Genomic DNA, 12,119 nt, shown 5'->3' on the forward strand with positions numbered 1-12,119 from the left:
CAAAAACCGCTGCACTCTCCTATAAAATGCCCCTTTGCGGACATTTTCACTCAAATCCAATCCGGCTCCCATTTACCGAATCCTTCATTTGTGGTATAATTAACGCAATTAATCACATACGCGTTCAAACTGGAGGAGCCTGTCACCAAGGGCCCCTCTTTGTCTTTTTCAGGCACAGAACGGCACTCTGCTAATGCCGTTCTGTGCCTTTTTTTCTGGTTGAAGCGGAGGATGGATCGCCCTTGGGTTGGTTAACCTATAGACGCTACTACTGGAGGGAAGAACACCTATGGAATTTATTTTGGTTCTTGCACTTATTTTAATCTTTACCAAACTTGCTGGTGATCTATCCGTAAGATTGGGTCAACCATCGGTTTTGGGGAAACTGATTGTAGGTGTCATCCTCGGCCCTGCCCTCCTCGGTTGGGTGGAGAAGACGGATTTCGTTCATTATATGGCTGAGATCGGGGTACTGTTGTTGATGTTCATCGCCGGACTGGAAACCGATCTGGAGCAATTAAAGAAAAACTGGAAGGCGGCCTTTGCTGTGGCCGTCGGCGGTGTTATCTTACCTTTTATCGGAGGATACGGTTCGGCCATAGCATTTGGTATGTCGCAGACACACGCGCTTTTCTTCGGACTACTGTTCTGTGCAACGTCAGTGAGTATCTCAGTGCAAACGTTGAAGGATATGAATCAACTGAGTTCACGGGAGGGTACCACCATTCTGGGTGCAGCCGTTGTGGATGATGTGCTCGTTGTAGTTCTGCTCGCCGTCATGATGAGCTTGCTCGGCACAGGTGCAGGGGATGTCTCTATTGGATTGTTGATTGGTAAGAAACTTTTGTTCTTTGTCATCATCTTTGCAGCAGGCTGGTGGCTTGTGCCACGGGTCATGAAATGGATGGCCCCATTGCGGGTCACGGAAACCGTGATTACGACAGGACTCATTATCTGTTTCCTCTTTTCATACTTTGCAGAGTGGATGGGAGTTGCTGGAATCATTGGTGCATTTGCCGCTGGTATCGCCATCTCCCAAACCAAATTCAAACATGAAGTTGAAACTAAAATCGAGCCAATTGCTTATGGAATTTTTGTCCCGGTATTCTTTGTTAGTATCGGCTTAAATGTCACCTTTGATGGTGTGGGCTCACAGATTTGGTTTATTATCGTCATCAGTCTCATCGCCATTGTTACCAAACTTATCGGTGGAGGAGCCGGTGCCCGGCTGACCGGGTTCGACCGTTCCTCTTCTATTGCTATTGGAGCAGGCATGATCTCCAGAGGGGAAGTTGCTCTAATTATTGCTTCGACCGGACTTGCTTCGGGCTTGCTTGATTCGGAGTACTTTACCAGCGTTGTGATCATGGTTATTGTGACTACACTGGTTACTCCGCCACTCCTGAAAATCACCTTTGCACGCAAAAAAGGGGAGCAGCGGGTTGAAAAAGGAATTGAGGAATCCCATTTGAACGGGTGAGGGTATTACCTTGGGTGTGCGAAATGCGAAAAGTGCAGCATATCATCAAGACATAGCTTAACTGAGTCGCAAGACACTCATAGTAATTCTAGGGACACAACTGAAGTCTAGAGTTCAGAGTACCACACTGGAATCTTTATTGTTAAGTTTTGAACCGAGACCAGACCTTGGCTTGAGATATCCTCTATTGGAAAAGGTATTGAAATCATTCCATATTTAAAGCTATACTTGATCTAGAAATGTAATATATCGGTCGTGAAGCACACGCCGCTTTGATCCATTCTCCCCTTCAACGCGAAGGTTGGAATGGTCAGAGCGGCTTTTTGTATTTTTACATGACGACCTGAAGCCTTGTTCACGTTCGTTTTATTTTATTTTATTTTTAGAGGAGATGAAGACGATGAGCATTGATTTTGATGAGGCTTACGAAGTTTGGATGCACTCCCTTCTGGAGAAGGAAACGAACCCCAGAGTGCTGTCCAGACTTGAAAATGACTTGAACATGGCACGTTGGAATTTTTGCGTTCAGTCTGGTTTCCGGTGATGAAAAACTTTAACCATTTGCAACCCGAATGGGAAGTTCGAGACTTTCATAACGGCTATCGGTATCTGGATCTGGCTTATCTGCCAGGTAACGGCGTTAAAGGAGGTATTGAGATTCAGGGATACGGCCCACATGCCCGTGATCTGGATGTACGGCGTTTTAAAGATTTATGCTGGCGGCATTGTCTGCTAACGTTGGATGACTGGATTTTTCTGCCGATCGCTTATCTCTCCATTAAAGACGAACCGAAACGGTGCCAACAGCTTGTGCTCTCTTTTATGGGAAAATTCATTGCTACGGACGTTCCGACATCCTTAAATTGGCTAGAAGCCGAGACTGTTCGTTATGCCAGACGCATCATCCGTCCATTTGCCCTCTCGTAACTAGCAACGCACCTACGAATCACGGATCAGCATGCTCGAAGAGTTCTTCACAGCCTGAATGATCAACAAGTATTACATGTCGCTAGTGGTACTCAACGATATCGAACCTATATCTTACGAACATGAGACACTCTATTTCGCCGATATCGTACATATCCATATTTTAACGAACTCAGGACACCTTATTGTGATGATATGGAGTAAATCTGGGCACTTATTCGGGCTTTTTCGTTAAATAAGGTTGCTGAGATTCGTTAGAATTCCAACATGCCTCTTATCTCGATAATAAGCTCACCTGAGTTCGTTAGAACATTGGCGATGACTTTGAAACGTTTGGAGTTACTACTATTAAACCTAATTGCGAACCACTTTAGCTACTGGAGTGTCAGATACTTGCGTCAATAACGAGTTACATGGAGATTTACACGGAGGAATAGCTCTGAGCTTGGATTTACTTGAAATAGCTTGCGGGCTAGCCTACAGCTCCAAGGGTAAATTACTTGTAGTCGATTAAATCACTTAGAATGAGGTCTCCGGCCATATATAGAAAAACAAAAAAAGACCACCTTACACTCAAGAGGTCTTCGATCTTTGCCTGTTGTTACAACAGGCTGTCCCATTTTAAGTTAACACGCCAACATAAAAGCCTATTGAGATAAAGACAACACACCAGACGAATGCACCGATGCCCGATACAACTACGTACCTGCCAATTGCCATCTTGCTGATCCCGGAGAAACAACACATCAGATGACGAATGCCTGGAATGAAGTAACCCAGGATGATGGACCAATACCCATATTTGAGGAACCACGACTCCACCCTGCTGAATCGTTTGGCATTAACGCCGACCCACTTACCGTATTTTTCAACCAGCGGCCTGCCCGCTTTCTTGCCAATCATGTAGCTAAGCAGCCCTCCGGTAAATGCGCCACCGAAACTGACGGCGATGGATACGGAGTAATTTAATACCGAGATGGAGGCGAGATAACCGACAAAAGTCATCATCACCTCATCCGGAATCGGCATGCCAATAACGCCAAGAGCCAGTAGTCCGTATATTGCGAAATAACCATATTGACCAATAAATTCTTTTGCAAATTCCATACTGACTCGCTCCTTATTTCGGTTCCACAATATCCTTCTCATGTGAGGCTAGCACTTGTTTTAGAGACGGGAATCGGATTTGGCTCACCATGAGACCGGATAATACAATAATGACAAGATAGGCTACACCATGTGTGAAATAAGGACTCCAGAGTGCGAAAAAGGACATCAGACCTCCCGCAAATGTAATCGGCATTCCGACAAAACCACTGCTTACTGTCTTCTGACAGTTATAACGGGCCAGACGCAAAGCACCGCAAATCGGAAACAATGCAGTCAGTGCCATCCCCAGCACACTCACTTCAAGCATGGAATTCAGGTACAGAATCAGCACGGGCGCTGTTCCGAATGAAACTACATCTGCAAGCGAGTCTAAAGACTTGCCGAACTCACCCTCACAATGCAATTTACGAGCCGCATACCCGTCAAACAGATCAAAGAACATCGCTACCCATATCATCATTACAGCCAGGGCAAATTCACCATGAATAGCCATAATGACTGCCAGCATGCCTGAACTCAGATTCCCCAAGGTTAAAATCGATGGTAAAGACTTCATAAGATTTGACTCCCTTTCGTACTAGGCTTTAGGAAAAATAATATAAAAACGGACTCCATCCGGTGTATTCTCCACTCCATAACTGCACCCATGCAGATCAAGAATTTGCTTCGCAATGGCCAGACCAAGCCCGGTCCCCCCCATTTTACGATTACGTGAGCGCTCTACCCGATAGAACCTCTCCCATATATACTGCCGCTCAGCTTCAGCTATCTGCTCGCCCTTGTTCTCAATGGAAATATGGACAAAACCTTCACGCCTGCTAATCTCAATAGTTATATCGGTATGTGGTATTGCATGACGTATAGCATTCATCATGATATTGAAAATAACTTGCTCCAGCTTGCTTCGGTCACCCTCAACCGTCTGTTCTGTTGTGGATACAAGTACCACATCCAATCCTTTGTCCTTCAGTTGCGGACCCAGACGGCCGGCGATATCTTCAATCATGTCAGCCAGTGCAACAGCATCCGTATTCAATTGAACCGCTGAGGATTCCAGTCGCACCAGATCCAGCATCTCTTCAACCATCGTTTCCATTTTGATCGCCTCATCGGCAATGATCTCAATGTAACGCTCCCGTTTGCTCTCACTCACGCCATCCTTCAGCCCTTCAGAATATCCCTTAATAATGCTGATTGGAGTCTTAAGTTCATGTGATGCATCGGCAAAAAACTTGCGCTGACGCTGTTCAATCTCCTGCTTCATTTCCATATCTGTACGCATCTGCGTGTTGGCCTGCCTCAGCTCTTCCAGTGTCTGACCCAAGGTTCCCGATAAGGCATTGAGGCTGTTAGACAGACTGCCGATTTCATCATTACGCCGGATGGGTGATTTCACCGTGAAATCCAGCGTAGACATTTTCTTGGCGACATGGTTCAAGGCCAAGAGCGGCTTCGTTACAATTCGGGACAGGAGTAACGCCAGCAACAGAATCAATATAAATGCCCCAATGCCGAAATACGCATAGAACAAACGTGTTGCCTCATTCGCTTCCCTCATCTCCTGTAGAGAGGTGAGCGAAAAGATCAGTTGTTGCTCGGGTCCGGAACGATGCACTGGAGCAATGGTGATGACATTGCGAACACCGCTCCAGCTATCCATCCATTCTTCATTAAGCATTTTGCCATTCGCCAAGGCCAGTTGGTCTTCGGTGGACAAAGGGAACCGGCTATCCAGTGCTTGCACCAGCAGTCCCTGCCTCTGACTCCACGTTGCCAGATTGGGAAGAACGACCTCGGTCAATACGCCTGACCATTCCTTTACCGGTTCAATTGATTCCTGAAAGCTTTCTGTTCCCCATGCGGCAGAAGTGGCATCCTGGATTTTGAATGGGTAGACCATGGACCCGCTGGCCGGACCTCTCACCGTCAGTTCTTGCCCATACTTCAGATGGGATGTAATCCAGCCAGCATTCTCACTATTGATAAACAAGGACAAGGACACCTTCACGTGACTCCCATCCTCTTGAAGCAACGTAATGTGGAACGGGTCATTAACCAGTCTTCCTTTATTCGTCAGAATGACCAGGTGTGACTGATTCTGACGCATGAATTTCCCAGTCTCCTTGGCTAGCTGTAAATCACTCCAATGTCCACTGGAATATTGCTGTTCGAACTTGGACAGCTTTTTCTTCATACTGCTGACCTTTTGATGCTGATAGAAGTCGGGGAACCAGACCAACTGGGCAAAAACCGTCGTCCCATATAGAAGAACCAGACATCCTGCCATGACCAGGAAAAGCTTCATCGTTACGCCATTTCTTCTCATGCTTCTGCCTCGAAACGATATCCAGTGCCAATCACCGTCCGGATACACTTGGCTTCATCACCCAATTTGCTGCGCAGCTTCTTGATGTGGGTATCCACAACACGTGAGTCCCCTTCAAAATCAAATCCCCAGATCCGATTCAAAATGGCATCCCGGGACAACACAATGCCTGCATTACGTACCAAATAAAGCAACAGATCATATTCCTTTGGTGCAAGTTCCACTTCAATTCCGTCCTTCTCCAGGCGTCTGGCCCATGGATCAAGGGTTACCTGTCCGAAGTGAATCACACCCTGCTCTCGTCCAAATGCACCTTCAACACGCTTCATTAATGTCTCTGCACGTGCAACCAGCACACGTGGACTAAACGGCTTGGTGACGTAATCGTCTACGCCCAGCTGAAATCCATGAATTTTATCGTCATCCTCGGACCGTGCAGTCAGCATGATAATAGGTACGGTGGATTGGGATCGAATATGCCCACATAACGTCCATCCATCCATTTCAGGCATCAAAACATCCAGAATAACCAGATCCACCTCATGCAGAGCCAACAGTTCCAGTGCCTGTACTCCATGTTCTGCTTCTATGACGTTCCATTGTTCTTTTATGAAATAATCGGCCACAATCTCACGAATGCGGCTTTCATCTTCCACCAGAAGCACTGTTCTGATCATGGCCGACTCTCCTTTTTAGATTTCTGATGATAACATACCTATTCCATGTGTCGTTCATGTGTCCACACATGTTTTGGAATGCTCCCATGATATATACGATTAATATAAGCCAAAAGTTACTAATTTTTATAAAAATTCGCATAAAAAAGAAGCCGTCAACGAGCAAGCTCCAGCTCATTGACAGCTACTTGAATGAAATCGAAGTGTGTTATCCAGAATTGATGCGCTACTGCGCGCTCCCTGGCAACACTTAACGTTGTTGCTCCAGACGGTGTGCCACATGCAGTGTAGGGCCAACAAAACGGTTCAGCGGGAATCCGCCGGCAATCGCTTTGGTCACGAAGGCTTTACCTTCACGAACAGCCTCTTTCACTGAAAGACCACGAGCCAATCCTGCGGTAATCGCCGCAGACGTCGTGCAGCCCGCACCATGCGTATATCCGGAGCCGACAACATCGGCTTCAAACCATTCGTAGTTGGTTCCATCATAGAGTAGATCCATTGCTTTACCCGGGCTAATGACACCTCTGTCCTTGATCAGAACATGTTTCGAGCCATGGGCATGAATTGCTGCTGCCGCTGCTTCCATCTGTTCCTTGGAGCGAATCGGTCCGCTCTTCGCCAGTTGGGATGCTTCGAACAGATTAGGTGTAACCAGATCGGCACCTGGCAACAGGAATTCGATCATCGCTTCCGTATTTTCCGGTTGCAGTACTTCGTCTGTACCTTTGCATACCATCACCGGATCGATAACGATCTGTGGCAGACCGCTGCGGCGAATATGTTTTGCTACCAATTCAATAATATCTACAGAACCGAGCATACCTGTCTTCATGGCATCAAAACCGATGCCATCCAGAACAGTGCGAAGCTGCGCTTCAACTACATTTAATTCAACAGGAAAGACCTGGTGATCCCATGTTTCGGGCTCCATTGCCACAACCGTAGTCAGTACGGTCATGCCATACACACCCAGCTCCTGAAAAGTTTTCAAATCAGCTTGAATACCTGCACCGCCGCTCGTGTCCGAACCAGCTATTGTTAATGTTTTTGGAATCGTCATGGTAGTTGCATTCTCCTTCGTGTCTCAGTTGACATTATCCTATCCCTTGTACGAGCGGATGTCAATGGCATCTGAAGCCATACAGAGCATGGTTTTCCGAATGATTCAGTTCACATCTTTTGTCTCCAGACGAACCATGGACATCGAAGCAATCCATATGCCTATTGCTCCAAGGGTCAGAGGGATAATAATAAGCGAATGAATGGAAACTTCCGACCCGTTGAATCCGGAGCAGACAATCGAAACTAGCAAAATGGACGAGACCATTGTCGCTGTAACAGAATGCTTACGCATACCGAAGAATAGGGGAATGAGTGCCATACACGCAGCCGATAAAGAACTGATACTGTACTTCACCAGAAGTCCCAACATATCCCGATTGCTCAGTGATTCAGGAATGAAGGAGTAGAATTGATTAACAATCAACAGCAGTGAACCCATCAACAGATCGGTAACCATAATCATCACAAATGTAAAACCAAACACGATAATCAATTTGGCAGCGATGATTTTATGACGCTGGATGGGATAGGTGAACATGACGTTCATCGTTTTATTTCTATACTCACTGATCACCAGCTTGGATAATAAAGCTCCTGCAAATATGATAAAGGTCGCTCTCACAAATGTATCGATAATTATAAAGGCAGTCTGGTAATCGGCATAGGCATAATCTTCTGCTCCCACATCCATGAATCCAATCATGATCAGGAAAAGAAGAATGGCTATATTGGCAATACCTGCTCCTGCAAAATTACGTGAAAAACGGTGCTTCCGCATCTCAAGTCTGATTAGTTTAAGCAACGTCTTCATCCCCTTTCACAAGCTTCATGAAGTGTTCTTCCAGGGAATGAGCCCGTTTGGATATCGATTCGATCTCAATGCCGTGTTGGATCAGCTTGGTATTCAGTTCCGATGGAATGATTCCCGGATCATAGATGCGTAACGTTTGGTCATCGACCAGTTTATAATTACTCAAACCAAGTTGGTGTTCAATGACATAGGTCGCTTTGCGGATATCCACCGCCTGTAACTCAATGTACTCATTTTGACTTCCCCGAATGCTCTCCATCGATACTTCTTCGACCAAGCGACCACCGCGAATGACACCAACCGTGTCGGCAATCTGCTCTATCTCGCCAAGAATGTGACTGGAGACCAGCAGGGTAATGCGATACTCATTACTAAGGCGCTTGAACAAATCTCGCATTTCCCGGATCCCTACCGGATCTAATCCGTTGATCGGTTCATCCAGAATGAGCAGTTCAGGTGTGGTTATGAGTGCACGAGCCAGTCCGAGCCTCTGCTTCATGCCCAGGGAGAAGTCTTTGACCGGTTTCTTGCCCGTATCCTTCAGCCCTACCATTTCCATCGTGTTGTCGATGATCTTTTTGTTGTAGAATCCCATGTATTCACAGTGAAGCTCCAGATTCTCGCGAGCAGACAGTCTATCGTAGAAAAAAGGATATTCAATAATGCTGCCCATTCGCTTCAGCACTTCATAAGAGGTCGGCGTAAGCTTCTCCCCAAACAGTTCTATCTCCCCTGTGGTTGGTTTGACGAGATTGGTGAGCATCTTCATGATGGTTGTTTTACCAGCACCATTCGGACCGAGGAATCCATAGATCTCACCTTGCTTAATATTCATATTGACGTTGGATACAACCTCCACCCCTTCATATACTTTGGTCACATCTATTGTTCGTGCGATATAATTCATCGTCCTTGTTCTCCTTTACGTCCCCTGTCCGGGTTCCTATATCTATATTGTAAAGAGAAAAGTCTTCTTTTTTATTAATCAAATCTTACAAAAACCTTAAGTCTGACTAGACACGCCAATGCAGGGTTTACCAAGCCTTTAAGGTAACCGAAAATACAGTCCGTTGATGTGGCACACTATGCAAGTGAATACTTCCACCCATCCGCTCAACTAGCCGTTTCGTAATGGTCAGACCCAGGCCGCTGCCTTGATAAAGTCGATTGCGGGAATCCTCCAGTGTATACATGCGTTCAAACACACGACCATGCTCGCTCTCAGGAATCCCTTTTCCCTGGTCCCAGATCTGTAGCGTCACAGGTCCACCTATCGAATGGTTAAGTGAAAGTCCCAGTACCTTACCCTCTGCCCCATATTTCATTCCATTGGTAATGAGATTATCCAGCACACGGTCCAATGCTTCTTCATTCGCTTGCACGAAGATATCACCCGCAGGTATCTCCAGCTCCACATGCAATCCCAGATTCGTCAACATTTCATAAAAGGAAAGCATCTTCAACCGGCATAATTCACTTAAATTCACCCGACTAAGTACCAGTTCCGTATCTCCGGATTCCAGCTTCGCCAGATCAAAAAAGGAATGGATTAAACGCAGCACTTCCTGTGCCTTATCTTGTATTTTCTCCGTCATAATCTTCCGTTCCTGATCGGTCAATGATGGGCTGTGCAGTAAGGTCTCACTATAACCCAGCACAACGGTGAGCGGCGTTTTCAGATCATGCGAAATGTTAGAGAGCATATTACGCATCTCTTTCTCCTGGTTCGCATAACCGGCCTTAGCGCGGTGCGCATGATCCAGCAGCTGGTTCATGTCTTTCAGAAGCTGACTGACTTGGTTATCACTATTGAATACAAGCAAGCGCTCAAAGGTGCCTTGATCCAAAATATCGGATATTTTCTGATGAATATAGGACAGGTGTTGGCTGCGTTTCCGCAATCTCATCCACAATCCAATGACGGCAATGGCCAGAATACCTGTCGTGATGGCAAAAATCAGTGTCATCCCTGCTCCGCCTCCAGCTTATACCCGATGCCCCAGAGTGTCTTGATATACTGGGGAGCCGAAGGATCTGCCTCCAGTTTCTCACGCAGACGACGCATATGTACGTTAATGATATTTTCGTCTCCATAATACTGATCGTTCCAGACGGAAGCGTAGATCTGAGCCTTGGTGAACACTTTGCCAGGATGTGTAACCAACAGCTTCAGGATGCCAAATTCCTTGGATGTCAGCTTGACGGGTGTACCTTCTCGCTCCACCTCGTACGTCTCCAAATCAACCACGAGTCCTCCGATGTGAATACGTTGATCTTTAGCCACTTCAGCCACAGGCGGAGTGGTATAATTGGCGCGGCGAATCGCAGCTTTGATGCGGGCAGTCAGTTCGATTAACGAGAAAGGTTTGCTCAAGTAATCATCTGCACCGAACCCCAGACCTAATGCTTTGTCCACCTCCCCATCCTTCGCAGACAGAATGAGCACAGGTACCAGACTGACTGCCCGAATGGTTTGCAGCACATCCATCCCACTTTTGCGGGGCAGCATCAGATCCAGAATAACCAGATCATACCCGGGTTGTGACTGGTTGAACTGACGTTCTGCCTCTAAGCCGTCATATGCATAAGTGACGTCGTAGCCCTCTTTTTCCAAGTATGGCCCGACCATCTCACTAATTGAACGATCATCTTCAACAAGCAACAAGCGATGACTTAACACATGTTTCCCTCCAACATGAACAGTTTTCTTTATTACCTCACAGTTTGTTTGAATTGGCAATGACATACGAAAAAACCTGACAGGATCACCACTTTGACATCAAGTGTGTTTCCTGCCAGGTCTATGAGTGTCTGTAGATCAATGCTGGTGCTTCTATTCTCTATATCCGTTTTCACTGTGGATCCAGCACAGTCCAATGGTTCCTGCACCTGCATGAATACTCACCACAGGGATAAACGGCATGATTTCGGTCTTTAATCTAGGCAGCAGAGCTGCAATCTGTTTTTTGATTGTAACGGCTTCTTCCTGATTGTTCGCATGCATAATGCACACATGCTTTACTTTCTCCATATCCAGCTTGAGCATATCCAGCATGCGATCTTTCGTCCGCTTGAACGTGCGAATCTTCTCATTCACAACCACTTTGCCCTCTTCAAATCGGAGCAGCAGATGGATCTTGAGCAGTTGACTGATGATCAGCTGTGTGCCCGACACCCGTCCACTGCGATGAAGATGCTGAAGACTGGCCGGTATGAGGTAAAAGGACATGTTATCAATCATCTGTTCAATGTTTACTTTGATCTCGGCAGCTGAACATCCCTGCTTCTGCCATTCCAGTCCCTGCATAATCATCTCACGGTGAGGATAGGCACCTGCCTTTGAATCAATTGCGGTCACCGTCACTCCTGCAATCTCTGCAGCCTGCATGGACGTATGCAGCGTTCCGCTAAGCTCTGTAGAGCAATGAATCGTAATAATCTCATCGTACTTGTCTTTGAGCGACTCATACAGTTCAATGAACTCGCCAATGGGTGGCTGCGAACTGCTCGCACGTGAAGCCTCCGCAAGTTTCTCATAGAACATTTCAGATGTAATGTCATCGGTTTCCCGGTAACATTCCTCTCCAAATAAGATGCGCAGCGGTACGATGTAGATATGATTTTGCTCCGCAAAAACGGGATCCAGTGTACTGGTACTATCGGTGACCCATGCAATTTTCTTCATGACATCCTTCTCTCTTGCCGGATTGTTCGTTCTGTATG

11 protein-coding genes and 1 pseudogene are annotated in these 12,119 nt (G+C 46.4%); 2 read left to right on the forward strand and 10 right to left on the reverse strand.

The window, feature by feature from the left end; all coding sequences use genetic code 11:
* Positions 1-289 precede the first annotated feature (289 nt).
* Entirely contained in the window at positions 290-1,480 is a 1,191-nt protein-coding gene (locus MHI12_RS26170) for a cation:proton antiporter (protein ID WP_405170729.1), read from the forward strand.
* Positions 1,481-1,880: 400 nt separating this feature from the next.
* Positions 1,881-2,533 (forward strand): annotated as a pseudogene (locus tag MHI12_RS26175) (transcriptional regulator).
* Positions 2,534-3,028: 495 nt separating this feature from the next.
* On the opposite strand, the gene MHI12_RS26180 reads toward MHI12_RS26175, so the two are convergent.
* From MHI12_RS26180 to MHI12_RS26225, 10 genes are all read right to left on the reverse strand, one after another.
* A complete protein-coding gene (locus tag MHI12_RS26180; RefSeq protein ID WP_036606861.1) occupies positions 3,029-3,514 on the reverse strand; it encodes a DedA family protein in 486 nt (161 codons plus the stop codon).
* Positions 3,515-3,527: 13 nt separating this feature from the next.
* On the reverse strand, positions 3,528-4,073 hold the full coding sequence (gene pssA, locus MHI12_RS26185; protein ID WP_405170730.1) for a CDP-diacylglycerol--serine O-phosphatidyltransferase: 546 nt from the start codon (positions 4,071-4,073) through the stop codon (positions 3,528-3,530).
* Positions 4,074-4,094: 21 nt separating this feature from the next.
* The gene (locus MHI12_RS26190; RefSeq protein ID WP_405170731.1) at positions 4,095-5,843 is read right to left on the reverse strand and encodes a sensor histidine kinase; all 1,749 of its coding nucleotides are present in this window, start codon (positions 5,841-5,843) and stop codon (positions 4,095-4,097) included.
* Entirely contained in the window at positions 5,840-6,520 is a 681-nt protein-coding gene (locus MHI12_RS26195; RefSeq protein WP_405170732.1) for a response regulator transcription factor, read from the reverse strand. Before MHI12_RS26195 ends, MHI12_RS26190 begins: the two co-directional genes overlap by 4 nt.
* Before the next feature lie 250 nt (positions 6,521-6,770).
* A complete protein-coding gene (thiD, locus tag MHI12_RS26200; RefSeq protein ID WP_017692191.1) occupies positions 6,771-7,583 on the reverse strand; it encodes a bifunctional hydroxymethylpyrimidine kinase/phosphomethylpyrimidine kinase in 813 nt (270 codons plus the stop codon).
* A gap of 105 nt (positions 7,584-7,688) precedes the next feature.
* Positions 7,689-8,387, reverse strand: a complete 699-nt coding sequence (locus MHI12_RS26205) for an ABC transporter permease (RefSeq protein WP_405170733.1) — start codon at positions 8,385-8,387, stop codon at positions 7,689-7,691.
* Entirely contained in the window at positions 8,380-9,303 is a 924-nt protein-coding gene (locus tag MHI12_RS26210; protein ID WP_036606847.1) for an ABC transporter ATP-binding protein, read from the reverse strand. Before MHI12_RS26210 ends, MHI12_RS26205 begins: the two co-directional genes overlap by 8 nt.
* A gap of 127 nt (positions 9,304-9,430) precedes the next feature.
* Positions 9,431-10,363 (reverse strand): sensor histidine kinase, encoded by a 933-nt coding sequence (locus MHI12_RS26215; RefSeq protein ID WP_405170734.1) that lies wholly within the window; start codon positions 10,361-10,363, stop codon positions 9,431-9,433.
* On the reverse strand, positions 10,360-11,076 hold the full coding sequence (locus MHI12_RS26220; protein ID WP_405170735.1) for a response regulator transcription factor: 717 nt from the start codon (positions 11,074-11,076) through the stop codon (positions 10,360-10,362). The genes MHI12_RS26215 and MHI12_RS26220 overlap by 4 nt, the downstream gene beginning before the upstream one ends.
* Before the next feature lie 153 nt (positions 11,077-11,229).
* Positions 11,230-12,081, reverse strand: coding sequence for a DegV family protein (locus MHI12_RS26225; RefSeq protein ID WP_341008960.1), 852 nt, complete (start codon positions 12,079-12,081; stop codon positions 11,230-11,232).
* Positions 12,082-12,119: the final 38 nt, after the last annotated feature.

Source organism: Paenibacillus sp. FSL H8-0280, assembly GCF_045040665.1.
GTDB classification, from domain to species: Bacteria; Bacillota; Bacilli; order Paenibacillales; family Paenibacillaceae; genus Paenibacillus; species Paenibacillus xylanexedens_A.